Origin of the sequence: Paenibacillus sp. SAF-068, assembly GCF_051967555.1 — a bacterium.
GTDB lineage: Bacteria > Bacillota > Bacilli > Paenibacillales > Paenibacillaceae > Paenibacillus.
Map to the genome: position 1 here is coordinate 541,774 of NZ_JBQCJX010000002.1, position 15,765 is coordinate 557,538.

Here is a 15,765-nt window from a genome sequence, read left to right on the forward strand (position 1 = left end):
TTGGAGTTTTTCAGAATGGTTGACAATTATTTTGCCCTAGTCGAATACATTTATGTATGGGATCATGATTGTCCATGCCGCTGCTGAAAGATCACACTATCCATGCCTTTAACGACGCCGCTTTGGAGGGGATTGAATGAAAAAGATTTTTGTATTGGATACCAACGTGCTTCTGCATGACCCCAATGCCATATTTGCCTTTGAGGAACATGAGGTAATCATTCCCGCGGTTGTATTGGAGGAGATCGACTCCAAAAAAAGAAATGCCGATGAAATTGGGCGTAATGCCCGTAATGTATCGAGACTGTTGGATGGATTACGTGAGCTGGGTCACCTGCACAGTGGGGTACCTTTGGCTAACGGAGGTAATCTGAAGGTAGAGCTGAATCATCGGAGTTTCGTTAAAGTTCAGGAAATGTTTGGTGAAGTGTCCAACGATAATCGCATTTTGGCTGTCGCACTGAATTATCAGATCGAGGAAAATGAAAAGGAAATCATCGAACGTCAGGTCGTGCTTGTCAGTAAAGATGTACTTGTGCGTATCAAAGCGGATGTACTTGGTCTGTTCACACAGGATTACTTATCAGATCGGACGGCAGGACTCAGCGAGTTATATCCAGGTTATACGGCCCTTAAAGTTCATCCGTCTGTGATTGATGAGTTTTACACATATCGTTTTTTACCAATCAAACCTTTACAATTGTCTTATTCGTTGTATCCAAATGAATTCGTCATTCTCAAGGATGAGATGGGAACCAATAAATCGGCTTTGCTCAAAGTGAATACAGAGGGAACAAAGCTGGAGCCACTTTTCCTGAGTAACGACAATGTCTGGGGCATTAGCGCACGTAATGCACAACAACGCATGGCGCTGGAACTGCTCTTGAATGACGACATCCCGCTGGTTACGATCACCGGTAAAGCGGGAACAGGGAAAACTTTGCTGGCGCTTGCAGCAGGTCTGCTTAAGGTAGAAGATGATCATAAATACAAAAAACTGTTGATCGCTCGTCCTGTCGTTCCGATGGGCAAAGATATCGGGTACTTGCCTGGTGAGAAAGAAGAAAAACTTCGTCCATGGATGCAGCCGATCTATGATAATCTGGAGTTTTTATTTGACACCAAAAAAGCTGGAGATATTGATAAAATTCTAATGGGGCTTGGCAGTATTCAGGTGGAGGCCTTAACGTATATTCGGGGAAGATCGATACCGGGACAGTTTATCATTATTGATGAAGCTCAGAATCTGTCCCGCCATGAAGTGAAGACAATTGTATCCAGGGTCGGTGAGGGCAGTAAGATTATTTTGATGGGAGACCCTGAACAGATCGACCATCCGTATCTTGATTCCGCCAGTAACGGTCTGACATATATTGTGGAACGGTTTAAGCAAGAGGGAATCAGTGGACACATCATGCTCGAAAAAGGAGAGCGGTCCAAGCTGGCACAGCTTGCAGCTGATTTGCTGTAAAATTTAGGGGATTTATTTCCCGGAAAATGTTGTTATTGAAGCCGGCTCTTGGAGCCGGTTTTTTTGCTGAAAAAATAAGAAAGCGTTATTGCACAGAACTCGATATGCTCGTATTATGCAAAAATCCAAAAAAGTGTTTTTCGGCAGGGTAGGACAAGAGCACTACTTATTTGTTACAATAATTGTTGCAGGAAAAAACTAGGTGAACAGGAGGGGAGTTAATGAAGCGTAGACATCAGGTTGTTTTGTTCGCGGTATTGCTGCTTTCGTTAACGATCTTGTCACCGAGTTTTGACTTTAGAGGTTCGCATCTGGATCAGGAACAAGACCAGGAGAAGGATACCTTTCCGGGTTCTTCGTCCCGTAATGAAGATGCTCAAGCTCCGCTGGAGATTGTGGTTGCCATGGCCGATGAAGAGTTTCAAGCCTTTGAAAAGATAGCAAGAGAAGTTGCTGCTTCCCAGTTGGTAGAAATTGATCTTCGCAATGAGAAACCGGATATATATAAGCGTGTTTTGGATCTTGAATTTTCACTGGGAGAGAACGGAGATGTTGTTCTGCTTGATAGTGAGGAAGTGCAATATTATGCCCAAAAAGGGTACCTGTATCCGTTAAACGGAACAACATTATCGAAGTCGCTTGGAGATACGGTAGTTGAGTTAAGGGGAATGACAGAGTGGAATGGTTATCAATGGGGAATGCCCTTTGATTTTGATCCGTACATCCTGGCTGCAGAATCTTTATTTCTGAAGAGATCAGGGATGGAGTCGTTACCTCATAATAAAGATCAGTGGGCCAAACTTACTCAACAAGCGATTGCGGAAGGGACCCCTTTAATTACGATGAACATCAATGATATGAAAGGGACGAATGCGTGGCTGAATCATTTGGAACCGAGGATGGCACCAGATCAGGTTAGTCAAACGCAAATAGATTCGCAAACGGGAGATCTCCAGCAGGGGATTCAGTTAATGAATCAGATCCAACCTCATATTATGGCTCAGTCTACCAATCCGATGCTCTCAACAACTGCTGACGAGAATATTACACCGATGGTTGTATCATTGTTATCTCAATTTTTAAGTGAAGATCAAGCGAGTGCAGTTAATAAAGATTCTTTGGAACGGATTTCTTTTGATACCTTGGAGACTGTAAACTCTAGAAGCCTTGTCATTACTGCAGGTTCGGTTGAGGCAGAGGAGGCCAGCAGATGGATCGAAGGAATGACGTCTGCTACGACGCAGTTAAAGTGGTACCAGCAGGTTAACCATTTACCTGCAAAGCAACAGGAACTGGACTTGGAGTCTGAGAAGCTCGCTGGACGTTATGATATGACAAAGAGACATTCCTGGTTCTCAACACCCCAAGATGCCTCCGCTGCAGCGACCGAAAGTCATGTTTTAACAACTCGTTTTCATAAAAAAGTACAACAATTCTTAAAGGGAGAAATTACAGCAAATCAATACGTAAACAGTATTAGAACAACCTCTTTAAAATGATATAGCTAGTTTTACTTCCAGTATGCCTTCACTTGTTGAAACATCCGTTGCTTTGACAAAAGACAGGATTTTCTGTGGATAGAATCCAAGGTCGAATTCTCTTTCCAGCATTCGACGAGTGGTGTCGGGTAATTCGAGCTGGTTGAATACAAGTTTGTCCACATGAAAACGAATGGAGTTTTGAGGTTCGTTTTCTACCGTATAATGTCCTTCGATGCTTAATTGCAACTGATCCCGCTGACCGGATGCTATGATCTTATCCTTATTAAACTGAAAGGCAAAGTCTTCGAAGATGGAATTTTGGGAACGTAGGAATGTATTTAGCTCATCCTGCCCAATTCGAATCGTATACTTTGTTCCGGTTGTGGATATGCCTCCGTTCTGTTTTTGAATAAAATCAGGCAGGTTCTGCATGGCAGAGGCCAATGCTTTGAAATATCGTTTTACCTCATAGATGCCGATATTCTCCCAATAAAGGGTCAGTTCATCCATCAGTTTCTGAATCGCTGCCGCATCTCCGCTGGTGGCTATTTGGGCATCCACTTCTTTTTGCAAGGCGACTACACGTTCCCGCTGGTTTTGAAGGTTAGTCTTCATTTCGGTTAATTCTGCTGTAGTCTGACGAATCTGAGTGGACGTCTGTTGCAGGTTGTGATAACGATCCTGATACTTGTCCAGCACAGCCTGATCCCGGCCGATAATAATCTGATAATAATCATACAATACGAACAGATCTTTAAATGACCTGGCTCCCAGGACCGTCATGAGAAGACTGTCACGTTCCCCTGTATAGTAGGACCTCACTACAGCTCCGGCCCGATCTTGCTGAATATGTATCTGCTCTTCCTGTTCCTGAAGCTGAACGGATAATGTCTCGTTTTGTTGAGCCAATTGCTTCTGCCTTTCGGTGATGCGTTCGATCTCATGGTCGATTTCGACGATGGATAGACTTTTTTGCAATATCTCACGTGTATCCTCAGATGATGGCTCTGCGTAGGTGTAGGTTGAGGGTAGTTGTAGGAATACGATGATGCATAATATAAATGCGGCAATGCCGTTATGACGTCCCACCGATCATTCTCCTTTCCACTTCTTCAATGACAATAGTACAGGCTTGTTGTCTTCCAGACAATATATGAAACAAATACGTGAATTATCCTTAGTGGTTACATAACACAATGAACATTCATTTAATCTGAACACAACAAAAAAGCAACCCGACAGATATCGGATCACTTTCGTGCTGCAGGTGGATTAGAGCGGCAAACCCATTTCGAATACGGTCCAGTAGCTGAACCCCGTGAATGTTACGATCATATAACCCCAGAAGAGCAATATGTACGTTCGCTCGGTAAATTTCAAGTATCCCAAAATGACAAAAAACGCAGTCTGCAGGAAAAAAAGCAAAGCCATTTCGACCAGATCTCCCGCAAAAGCCATCAGGCCAATTGCAAGCGTGAAGAACCCGAGTACCCGAAACATGCGTGCCACGGTAAATCCTCCTCTCCTAAGTGCGATCATAGATTGTCTACACAACATTATACCGGGAAAGGAAAAACGTGTAAACAAATTTGGATATGAAAGCGAATTCTTTTTTTCTGCCAACAGCAAGTATAGAGGGATATCTTTTACATATGTCACGTATGAGCAAGCCTTAATATGGAAATACATTTTAGTATGAAATCAATTCTATGAACTCTATGAGAGGCATAAGAATGAATGAAGCAGCTTTTATACCTAATTCACATACCGGATTTTCGGTAATGCGGACGGTTATTTTAGGATGTTGTTAGGAGGGTATTATAGCATGACTGCAGTCAGACAGGATGCTTGGAGTACAGAGGACGATTTGATATTGGCTGAGGTTACTTTACGTCATATTCGTGAAGGAAGTACACAATTGGCCGCTTTTGAAGAGGTGGGCGAAAAGATAGGCAGAACATCTGCCGCATGCGGTTTTCGCTGGAACAGTTGTGTACGCAAAAAGTATGAATCTGCCATCAGTAACGCCAAGGCACAACGACAGAAACGAAGTTATCTCAGGAAGCAGCCAGCTATGCTCGGACCACAGGTTGCAGCGTTGTCTACACTGGACACTGAAGAACAACTTTACAAATCAGATGGAATTTCAGACGATTCATTATCGATGGATGCAGTAATCCGCTTCCTGCGTCAATGGAAGGGAACAGTTCAGGAGAGTAATCGTCAACTCAAGATGCTGGAGAAGGAACTTCGGGAGAAAGAAGATGAATTGCTTGAACTCCGCCTTGAGAATGACCGTCTTTCCAAGGAAGTGAACGAAGTACAAACGGATTATCGTGTGGTGAATGACGACTACAAAGCTCTGATTCAGATTATGGATCGGGCTCGCAGACTCGCATTTTTGTCCGAAGAAGAAGAAGAGCTCAAGACACGTTTCAAGATGGATGCCAACGGGAATCTGGAACGAATTGAATAGCAAATTCAGACGTCTGATTTGTGAGAGTCAGGTATGAACCCGCCACACCTCCGTTACACAACGGCAGGTATGACGGGTTTTTAGTTTGGTGTGTTTGTTCTATTATAGAGAAGAGAAGAGCAATTACAGAAGCGGATAGGAGTGCAGCATATGATCATTGACATCGTAGGAGCGGGAGCACTGGGTCTTTTGTATGGCGGGAAGCTGCTGATGGCAGGTAATCAGGTCAGATTTTGGACCAGAACAACAGCTCAGGCAGACCTTCTTGCCCAAGAGGGTGTAACCATTGTGGAACGAGATGGGGAGATGCATATTCTACCGGATCAAATACAGGCGAAACCAATAAGTGAGTTCGCCGACACATGGAAGAACACACCGGGAGAATGGGTACTGCTCATGGTTAAGCAGACAGGGATTGATGATTTCATTCGTGCAATTAGTCCATTACAAGATCACATGTTGAATATTGCTTGTTTTCAAAATGGGATGGGTCATATGGAAAAACTCCAAACAGCGTTGCCAAAGTCGCTTCTGTGTAGTGCAATTACAACAGAAGGTGCGAAGCGTGAACAGGGCAGGGTGACGCGTGCAGGTGCAGGTGAAACCAGGCTGGGAAGATACAACATACATATTGTGGATTCTACCTTTATAGAGGAGAAGGGGACATCTACTCTGGCGGGATCATTGGAGCAGGCAGGATTTGACTGTACAGTGTCGAATGAAATCGATAAGCTGATATACAGGAAACTGTTGATTAATGCAGTCATTAACCCGCTTACAGCACTATGGCGAATTCCTAATGGAGAATTGCTCATCACGGAAGAACGCAAGAGGCTGATGCGCCAGTTATATGATGAAGTCTGGTTAGTCTACTCTGAGCGTGGAATATGTTTGGATCTGGATATGTGGGATCAACTGGTATCGGTTTGCCGCTCTACTGCCACGAACACTTCCTCCATGCTTGCAGATGTTCTCGCTGGACGTGGGACAGAAGTTGGATCAATTAACGGTCACATCGTAAGAATGGCACGGGAGTTGGGCCTTGCTGCACCCACACATGAAATACTGATTCAATTGATTGAAGGAATGCAACCGGAAGGAGTGAATTAATGGGACTTTTTATCGTGTTGAGCATATTACCCTTTTTTCCGTTCTTTCTTGTCTATTGGGGCATGTATGTATGGAAAAAAGACAAACGCAACGCCATGCGGATGGCAATGGATGTAACGACCTTTTTTCTTATTTTTTCAGTATCGGCGTTATTCAACTTAACATTTGATTCGAATTTTGGTTTTTATCTGACCTTATTACTCATACTACTAGCACTTGGATTCATCGGAGGAGCGCAAAATCGACTAAAGGGGAAGGTCGATGGGGGTAGAATGTTCCGGGCCGTTTGGCGCATGGCTTTTGTAATTATGAGTTTCGGGTATATTTTGTTTACTTTATTTGGATTATTTAGATACTTCATGAAACAGATGTGAGGTTACATAACGCAAAAGAGGCAAAAAATGTGTCGATTTTGTCGAAAACTGAAAAAAACATTACTTTCTGAAAAAGTAATGTAGATTTTTTTGACCGGTGGTTGTATAATCTATAAACATATAAACCATATCAATTTAGGGGGAACGTGTTAGATGAAAAGGAAAAGTCTATTAGTCCTTTTGACGCTGATTTTGGCGTTCGGTACCGTACTTGCAGCGTGCGGATCGAAAAACGAAGGCACAGGTAACACCGATACTGGTTCTGCAAGCGAAGGAAATGGTCTTGCTAAAGATCAAATCCTGAAAATCAACCTGTCAGCTGAACCTCCTACGCTGGACCCGGCTCAAGCAAAAGACAGCCAAACCAACACAGTTCTGAAATTCTTGTACGAAGGTCTTGTACGCATCGATGCTGATGGTAAAGAACAAGCAGGCGTAGCTAAAGACTGGACAATCTCCGAAGATGGTTTGAAATATGTTTTCAACCTGAACCCGGAAGCTAAATGGAGCAACGGTGATGCAATCACTGCCGAAGACTTTGTTCGTTCTTGGGAACGTGCTTTGAAACCGGAAACAGCTTCTCCATATGCTTACCAATTGTACTACATCAAAGGCGCTGAAGGTTACAACCTTAGCAAAGATGAAACATACAAAGGTACTAAAGTCACAGATTTTTCACAAGTAGGCGTTAAAGCTACTGATGAGCACACATTGGAAGTAACGTTGGAAAACCCAACACCTTACTTCTTGGGTCTGACAGCATTCTACACGTACTACCCAGTACATGCATCTGCTGACACAAATGACAAATTCTTCACAGACTACAAAAACATGATCGTTAACGGACCATTTGTAATGGATCAATATTCTAAAGGTCAAAAAATTGTTGTGAAGAAAAACGATGGTTACCATGCAGCTGCCGATATTAAATTGGCTCAAATCGATATGTCTCTGACAAACAGCAGTGCTTCCGAACTGCAAGCTTACAAATCAGGACAATTGGACTACACTGGTGCACCTAACGGTGAAATTCCATCCGACCAAATTCCTTCTGTAAAAGCGGAATTGCCGGACGAGTTCAAAGCTACTGGTATTGCAAGTACGTACTACTATCAGTTCAACGTAAACGAAGCACCATTTAACAACGTTAAAATCCGTAAAGCATTTGCAATGGCAATTCAACGTCAGCTGATTGTTGACAAAGTTACACAAGGTGGACAAATTCCAGCATTCGGTTTTGTACCTCCAGGTATCCGTGGTGAAAACGGCGAATTCCGTGATGAGCACAAAGACGATTACTTCACAGAAAATGTGGAAGAAGCTAAAGCATTGCTTGCTGAAGGTATGAAAGAAGAAGGTTACACAACATTGCCAGCTGTTACATTGATTTACAACACTAGTGATGGTCACGCAAAAATCGCTTTGGCGGTTGCTGACATGTGGAAACAAAATCTTGGTGTTGATGTGAAAACAGAAAACCAAGAGTGGGGCGTATTCCTTGAGAACCGTCAAAACCAAAACTTCCAAGTAGCTCGTGCAGGTTGGTCTGCTGACTACAACGATCCATACAACTTCTTGGAAATGTGGACTACTGGAAACACAAACAATGATTCCAAATTCAGCAACGAACAGTATGACAAAGATGTTAAAGACACTGTGAAATCTGCTGATCCAGCTGCACGTATGGCTGCATTTGCTGACGCTGAGAAAATCCTGATTCAAGATGAAATGGGCGTTATGCCAATCTATTACTACACTAACGTATCTTTGACCAAGCCTTACCTGAAAGGCGTACAACTTGATTTCAGTGGAGCTATTGACTTCACGCGTGCATATCTGGAAGAGAAATAAGTTGTTCTGAAGTCTAATATGATTACTTCGGGATATATATGTGGAATTCCATATATATCCCGATTTTTTTGTATGTGCACCGATTTTCCTTATAATTCTTGAAATTTCCGATAAATGGATTGGACTTTATTTCTGTCTAATTCTACAATCGATTTGTATACAAAATATTGTTTGTGGAGGTGTGCAAGGGTTGGTTAAGTATGTGTTGAAAAAACTATTATTTATGCTGCTATCGCTTTTCATACTCGCATCTGCAACCTTCTTCCTGATGAAGGCTATTCCGGGTGACCCTTTTACATCCGAGAAAAAAGTGTCGCCTGAAATTCGGGTCTTGCTGGAACAGAAGTATGGATTGGACAAACCGATGTATGAACAATACCTGAAGTATATGGGTGGAATCCTTAAGGGAGATTTCGGCGTCTCAATGAAATATCTCAATCGAGATGTAGCCGGAATGATCGGCGAAACATTCACCGCTTCGCTGAAGCTTGGAGTGTTTGCAATTGTTATCTCTATTATCGTGGGTGTTCTGCTGGGCCTTATTGCTGCAGTTTACCATCGTAAACTCATTGATGATATCACGATGATCCTGGCTGTCATAGGGATAGCTGTTCCGAGCTTCTTGCTTGCCTCACTATTGCAGTATCTCTTTGCTACTAAGTTAGGCTGGTTTAACGTTATGGGCTTTGATGGTCCATTGGATTATGTTCTTCCGGTTGCAGCGCTATCTGCATCTCCGATTGCTTTTATCGCTCGTTTGACGCGTTCGAGCATGCTTGAAGTCTTACATGCAGATTATATCAAAACAGCTAAAGCCAAAGGTCTGAAATGGCCTGCAATTATGTTTAAACATGTTGTAAGAAACGGTATTCTACCAGTAGTAACTTATGTTGGTCCAATGACAGCGAATATCATCACAGGTTCCGTTGTAATTGAACAGATCTTTAACATCGGGGGAATTGGTAAAGTATTCGTAGAGAGTATCACAAACCGTGATTACACTATGATCATGGGGATTACGATTTTCTATGGTATCCTCCTGATGTTGGCTCGTTTCTTTACGGATATCGCTTACGTGCTGATTGATCCTAGAATTAAGCTGGAAAGCCGGAAGGGGGCATAACGTTGTCTGGCACGAATAATAAAAAGAATGAAACGGCGAACACGAACCTGACTAGTCAGGCAGCGGTTAAACCGCAAGAAAGTGTATCCCTTTTTAAAGATGCCATGTACAGACTTGCAACCAATAAGGCTGCTATGATAAGTCTGGGTGTGTTGGTTCTTGTCGTGATTTTCTCTTTGATTGGTCCAACTTCTTTGTTTACAAGTTATAATTATTATTCCAATGATTTGTTGAATGCCAATGCAGCGCCGAGTGCGGAGCACTGGTTTGGTACGGACGAGCTTGGTCGTGACGTGTGGGTAAGAACTTGGGTAGGAGCACGTGTATCCCTTACTGTAGGTTTGGCTGCAGCCTTGATTGACCTTGTTATCGGGGTTATTTATGGAGCGATCATGGGTTTCTATGGTGGACGTGTAGATGGAATTATGAACAAGTTCTCCGAAATCCTTTACTCCTTGCCGTACATGCTTGTTGTAATTTTGTTGCTGGTTGTACTGGAACCAAGTCTGACAACGATTATCATTGCCCTCACCATCACAGGCTGGATCAGCATGTCATGGATTGTGCGTGGTGAAATTATGCAGCTCAAAAACAGAGACTTTATTCTTGCTGCAAGGTCCATGGGAGCAAGCACAGGGCGTCAATTGTTCCGTCATTTGTTGCCCAATGCAATAGGACCGATTCTTGTAACATTGACGTTGTCCATTCCAAATGCAATCTTTGCTGAAGCGTTCCTGAGCTTCCTTGGATTGGGTGTATCAGCACCAAGATCTTCACTTGGTTCTATGATCAATGATGCACTTACAGGCTGGACGCTATTCCCGTGGCGGATGTGGTTCCCAGCAGGTCTGATGGTTCTTACAATGCTTGCATTTAACTTGCTCGGAGACGGTCTGCGTGACGCACTCGATCCGAAATTACGTAAATAGAAACAGGAGGTGGGATTATGGAGCCGATTTTAACAGTCAAAGACCTGAGTGTGTCGTTCTCAACACGTTCTGGTGAATTTGATGCCGTTAAACATGTGAGTTTTGAACTTGGCAAAGGAGAGACGCTGGGGATCGTAGGTGAATCGGGTAGTGGTAAGAGTGTTACCGCCCAAACCATCATGAAATTGATTCCCTCCCCGCCTTCGAAGGTCAAAAGCGGAGAAATTACTTTTCACGGGCAAGACCTGCTGAATAAGACAGACAAACAAATGGAAGCGATTCGTGGTAAAGATATCGGTATGATCTTCCAAGATCCAATGACTTCATTGAATCCTACCATTAAAATTGGTAAACAAATTACTGAAGTATTGCGCAAGCATCAGAACATGTCCAAACAAGCGGCGAATAAAGCGGCTTTGGAGATGCTGGAACTTGTAGGTATTAAAAATGCGGCTATTCGCATGAATCATTATCCTCACCAATTCTCTGGTGGTATGCGTCAGCGTGCCATGATTGCGATCGCGCTTGCATGTCGTCCATCCCTTCTGATTGCGGATGAGCCGACAACTGCACTTGACGTTACAATCCAGGCTCAAATTCTGGATGTAATGAAAGACATGCAGCAAAAGCTTGGAACATCGATCATGCTGATTACGCATGACCTTGGTGTCGTAGCAGGTATGTGTGACCGTGTTGTTGTTATGAAAGAAGGCGAAGTTGTTGAAACAGGAACAACTGCTGAAATCTTTAGTAATCCTCAACATCCATACACCATTAAATTGTTGAATGCTTTGCCTCGTCTGGACGAGCCCAAAAAGGAAAAACCAGCTCCAGCTGGTATTATCAAAGGCAGCAACAAGCCTCTGGTACAAGTGAAAAACTTGAAACAGTACTTTAATTTGGGTAAAGGTAACATTCTCAAAGCGGTCAATGACGTTAGCTTTGATATCTTTGAAGGTGAAACGCTTGGCGTTGTAGGCGAGTCCGGCTGTGGTAAATCCACAACAGGTCGTACCATTCTGCGTCTTTATGAGCCAACTGGCGGAAATGTTAACTTTAACGGAACAGATATCTATAAGTTGTCTCCGCGTAAAATGAAAGAAATGCGTAAAGATATGCAAATGATCTTCCAAGATCCATATGCATCGCTTAACCCACGTTTCAACGTAATGGATATCATCGGGGAATCCCTGGATATTCACGGTTTGGCTTCCAGCTCCAAAGAGCGCAAGAGACGAGTGGAAGAGTTGCTTGATCTCGTAGGCTTGAATCCGAGTCATGCACTTCGTTATCCACATGAATTCTCCGGTGGTCAAAGACAACGGATCGGGATTGCACGTGCACTTGCTGTAGACCCTAAATTCATCATCTGTGATGAGCCATTGTCTGCACTGGATGTATCCATTCAGGCGCAGGTCGTTAAATTGCTGGAAGAACTTCAGCAACGTCTCGGCTTGACATACCTCTTTATTGCGCATGACTTGTCGATGGTTAAACATATCAGTGACCGTGTCGCTGTAATGTACATGGGTAAAGTGGTTGAGCTCGCAGAAAGTGAAGAACTGTATGCGAACCCTATCCATCCTTATACCAAAACATTGCTTTCAGCGATCCCTGTACCTGATCCGGAAGTCGAAGCGAACAAGCGTCGCATTTTGCTTCCGGAAGAGCATATGAACCCGATTCAGAATGGATCTGGTGGGCCTGCAAATGACCCGTACAACTTGGAAAATGCTCAATTGATTGAGGTTTCCAAAGGTCACTGGGTTGCAGAACCTTACGTATAATAGGAATATTAAAGCGATATGCTATTATTGATGTATTAAGTGCCGCCGACTCGTTCGGCGGTTTTTTTCGTATTTTAATCACTTTCTTTTGACGAAGCGGCCTTGAATTCGGTACAATCAAGAAAGGCTCTTTGAAGCAGAATAGGAGGCAGACCTCATGAACGGTATTACCGAGGCACTCCGCAGCGGATCAAGACTTGCAGAAGATTATATCTGTTCAAGAGATGCTGCGCGTGGCCTTTACGAGTATGACATTCGCTGGGAATCAGGACTTCAGGCGCGTGCCGAGTGGCTGGACCAATCGGAAAACACACGCATTGATCGTCGTGATCTGGCAGAGTATTTACGTATATATAATAAACGGGTGAACGACCATGGAGAGGTTCATGCGTCCATCACACGCCTTGCAGAACAAGATGCACTTGTGGTTACAGGAGGACAGCAGAGCGGTCTGCTCACCGGACCACTGTTCGTCATATACAAAGCGGCCAGTGTAGTGGCAGCTGCGCGTGAAGCGGAGAAAAGACTTCAGCGACCGGTAGTTCCCGTGTTTTGGATCGCCGGCGAAGACCATGACTGGGATGAGGTTAACCATACGTATCTGCCTGATCATCAGGGAGACATGAAGAAGGTCAAGTTACAGGGACGCTTCGCAGGAAGGGATTCTGTGAGCAATGTTCATGTGGATACGGAGCAGTGGATGAATGTACTCGAACAGGTGGAACATCTGTTACCTGATACGATACATAAACCAGAATTGATGAAATGCATCACAGAAATTCATCAATCCAGTTCGAATCTGAGTGATGCATTTGCCCGTATGGTATCTGCCTTGTTTGCCAGCAGTGGACTTGTTCTAATGGATGCATCAGATCCAGCATTACGCAGGTTGGAACAGCCCGTTTTTGAACGGTTGATCCGTAGTAATGAAATGTTGCGTAACGCTTATTTGCAAGGATCTTCGTTGGTACAACAAGCTGGTTATGATATGCCTGCCGAAGTGGCGGAGGATGGAGCCAATCTGTTCTATATCCATGCAGGCGCGCGGTTATTGTTAACGCTGAAGGATGGCTTGTATACCGACCGTAAAGGTCTGGTTTCTTTCACAGAGGAACGTCTGCTCCAGGAGCTGGTTGAACATCCGGAGCGCTTCAGTAACAACGTATTGACCCGGCCATTGATGCAGGATTCCGTGTTGCCTGTAGCCGCTGTTATTTTGGGGCAAGGTGAAATTGCATATTGGGGTTTGACTCGGGAAGCATTCCGTCAGTTCGGCCTGCAAATGCCTATTTTGTTGCCGCGGTTGTCCTTCACCATTATGGAAGATATTCATCACAAACATATGAAACAATATGGACTTTCTTTTCAGGATGTTCAATATCATATGGAAGATAAGAAGGAACAGTGGCTCGCACAACAGGAGACGTTCCAGGTGGATGAACAGTTTGACAGGGTTCAGGAAGCGTTTCTTGCTCTGTATGGACCATTGTTGGATGAGATCACGGAGATTCATCCGGGGCTGGAACGAATTGGCGATACCAATTTGAGTAAAATCAACGAGCAAATGAATTATCTGAAACAGCATACTCGTAAAGCCATCGAAGATAAACATAATGTGAGTCTAAGGCACTGGAACGGCATTCAGAACTCCTTATTTCCAACGGGCAAACCACAGGAACGAGTACATAATGCACTCTTTTACCTGAATCGTTATGGCACCGAGTGGATCGATGAACTGATTAAGGCCTCAAGCGAATTCCTTGGAGAACACAAGGTTATTGCACTATAGAGCCCTTTATAATAGAAGAAACACATAAATGAGGAGGATATGGGATGACTACACCTGCATTGCAAAACAGCATTGTTAAAGATATGGGGCTCGCTTCAGAGGGCCATCTGAAAATCGATTGGGTAGAAGCGCACATGCCGGTATTAAACCGTATTCGTCGCCAGTTCGAACAGGATCTGCCTTTCAAAGGTCTGAAGGTTGCCATTTGCCTTCATCTGGAGGCGAAAACAGCTTACTTGGCAAAAGTGATCCAAGCAGGTGGGGCGGAAGTGACGATTACACACAGCAACCCATTGTCTACGCAAGATGATGTATGCGCAGCATTAGTGGAAGACGGTGTTACCGTGTATGCGAAGTACAATCCGGAACCTGCGGAGTTCAAATCACTGCAACTGCGTGCGCTTGAGGTGAAACCTGATCTTATTATTGACGATGGTGGAGACTTTGCTACCATTATTGCATCGGAGCGCCCTGACCTCGCGGCAACAATTCGCGGCGGAGCAGAAGAAACGACAACCGGTATCATTCGTTTGAAAGCATTGGCGAAAGAAGGCCAATTGAAGTTTCCAATGGTTGCGGTTAATGACGCATACTGCAAGTATCTGTTTGACAATCGCTACGGTACGGGACAATCTGCATTCGACGGGATCATTCGTACAACCAACCTGGTTGTCGCTGGTAAAAACGTAGTAGTAGCAGGTTATGGCTGGTGTGGTAAAGGTGTAGCGATGCGTGCCAAAGGTCTTGGAGCGAACGTGATCGTAACCGAGATCGATCCAATCAAAGCGGTAGAGGCACACATGGACGGGTTCCGGGTCATGACGATGGTGGAAGCCGCCAAATTGGGTGATTTCTTTATCGCTGTTACAGGCAATAAGGATGTTATCACAGGTGAGCATTACGATGTGATGAAGGACGGAGCAATCCTGAGTAATGCAGGTCACTTTGATGTTGAAGTGAATAAACCTGAACTGGCTAAACGTTCGGAATCAATTCGCACAGTTCGCCGTAACATTGAGGAGTATCGTTTCAGAGACGGTCGTAAAATGTACCTTCTTGCAGAAGGCCGTCTTGTAAACCTGGGTGCAGCAGATGGTCACCCTGCCGAAATCATGGATACGACGTTTGCTCTCCAGGCGCTTGGTCTCCGCTATGTGAGCGAGAACTATGCTGAGCTAGGTAAAAACGTTGTTAATGTACCTTATGATATTGACCAGCAGGTTGCCAGCTATAAACTTGAAAGCCTGAATATTGGTATTGACTCTTTGTCGGCTGAGCAAGAAAAATACCTCGATAGCTGGAAATTTTAAGTTCTATCCAATAATTACAAGCTGATGAAATGATTCAAAGGGTATAGAATGGTTTATTGATGAT

At 44.0% G+C, this 15,765-nt stretch carries 13 protein-coding genes; 11 read left to right on the top strand and 2 right to left on the bottom strand.

What is annotated here, in order from left to right; translation table 11 throughout:
- The first annotated feature begins 136 nt into the window (after positions 1-136).
- Both ACTHPG_RS16380 and ACTHPG_RS16385 read left to right on the top strand, forming a co-directional pair.
- Positions 137-1,471, top strand: a complete 1,335-nt coding sequence (locus ACTHPG_RS16380; RefSeq protein ID WP_440390618.1) for a PhoH family protein — start codon at positions 137-139, stop codon at positions 1,469-1,471.
- Between the two features lie 221 nt (positions 1,472-1,692).
- The gene (locus ACTHPG_RS16385; RefSeq protein WP_440390619.1) at positions 1,693-2,970 is read left to right on the top strand and encodes a hypothetical protein; all 1,278 of its coding nucleotides are present in this window, start codon (positions 1,693-1,695) and stop codon (positions 2,968-2,970) included.
- Here the strand turns inward: ACTHPG_RS16385 and ACTHPG_RS16390 are convergent.
- Both ACTHPG_RS16390 and ACTHPG_RS16395 read right to left on the bottom strand, forming a co-directional pair.
- Positions 2,962-4,041, bottom strand: coding sequence for a hypothetical protein (locus ACTHPG_RS16390; RefSeq protein ID WP_440390620.1), 1,080 nt, complete (start codon positions 4,039-4,041; stop codon positions 2,962-2,964). The genes ACTHPG_RS16385 and ACTHPG_RS16390 overlap by 9 nt on opposite strands.
- A 183-nt stretch (positions 4,042-4,224) precedes the next feature.
- A complete protein-coding gene (locus ACTHPG_RS16395) occupies positions 4,225-4,461 on the bottom strand; it encodes a DUF2626 domain-containing protein (protein ID WP_017687281.1) in 237 nt (78 codons plus the stop codon).
- 316 nt (positions 4,462-4,777) lie between these two features.
- On the opposite strand from ACTHPG_RS16395, the gene ACTHPG_RS16400 reads away from it, so the two are divergent.
- The 9 genes from ACTHPG_RS16400 to ACTHPG_RS16440 all read left to right on the top strand — a co-directional run bounded on the left by ACTHPG_RS16400 (position 4,778) and on the right by ACTHPG_RS16440 (position 15,701).
- On the top strand, positions 4,778-5,428 hold the full coding sequence (locus tag ACTHPG_RS16400) for an RsfA family transcriptional regulator (protein WP_440390621.1): 651 nt from the start codon (positions 4,778-4,780) through the stop codon (positions 5,426-5,428).
- A gap of 150 nt (positions 5,429-5,578) precedes the next feature.
- A complete protein-coding gene (locus tag ACTHPG_RS16405) occupies positions 5,579-6,538 on the top strand; it encodes a ketopantoate reductase family protein (RefSeq protein ID WP_440390622.1) in 960 nt (319 codons plus the stop codon).
- Positions 6,538-6,912, top strand: a complete 375-nt coding sequence (locus ACTHPG_RS16410; RefSeq protein WP_440390623.1) for a DUF3397 domain-containing protein — start codon at positions 6,538-6,540, stop codon at positions 6,910-6,912. The genes ACTHPG_RS16405 and ACTHPG_RS16410 overlap by 1 nt, the downstream gene beginning before the upstream one ends.
- Before the next feature lie 153 nt (positions 6,913-7,065).
- Complete coding sequence (locus ACTHPG_RS16415; RefSeq protein ID WP_440390624.1) at positions 7,066-8,763, top strand: peptide ABC transporter substrate-binding protein; 1,698 nt, start codon at positions 7,066-7,068, stop codon at positions 8,761-8,763.
- A gap of 190 nt (positions 8,764-8,953) precedes the next feature.
- Positions 8,954-9,886, top strand: a complete 933-nt coding sequence (locus tag ACTHPG_RS16420) for an ABC transporter permease (RefSeq protein WP_076211567.1) — start codon at positions 8,954-8,956, stop codon at positions 9,884-9,886.
- 47 nt (positions 9,887-9,933) lie between these two features.
- On the top strand, positions 9,934-10,815 hold the full coding sequence (locus tag ACTHPG_RS16425; protein WP_371129057.1) for an ABC transporter permease: 882 nt from the start codon (positions 9,934-9,936) through the stop codon (positions 10,813-10,815).
- Positions 10,816-10,832: 17 nt separating this feature from the next.
- Complete coding sequence (locus ACTHPG_RS16430) at positions 10,833-12,602, top strand: ABC transporter ATP-binding protein (protein WP_440390625.1); 1,770 nt, start codon at positions 10,833-10,835, stop codon at positions 12,600-12,602.
- A gap of 157 nt (positions 12,603-12,759) precedes the next feature.
- Positions 12,760-14,391 carry a bacillithiol biosynthesis cysteine-adding enzyme BshC gene (gene bshC, locus ACTHPG_RS16435; RefSeq protein WP_440390626.1) on the top strand — a complete coding sequence of 544 codons (1,632 nt, stop codon included), beginning with the start codon at positions 12,760-12,762 and terminating at the stop codon, positions 14,389-14,391.
- Positions 14,392-14,435: 44 nt separating this feature from the next.
- Positions 14,436-15,701 carry an adenosylhomocysteinase gene (locus tag ACTHPG_RS16440; protein WP_440390627.1) on the top strand — a complete coding sequence of 422 codons (1,266 nt, stop codon included), beginning with the start codon at positions 14,436-14,438 and terminating at the stop codon, positions 15,699-15,701.
- Positions 15,702-15,765 lie beyond the last annotated feature (64 nt).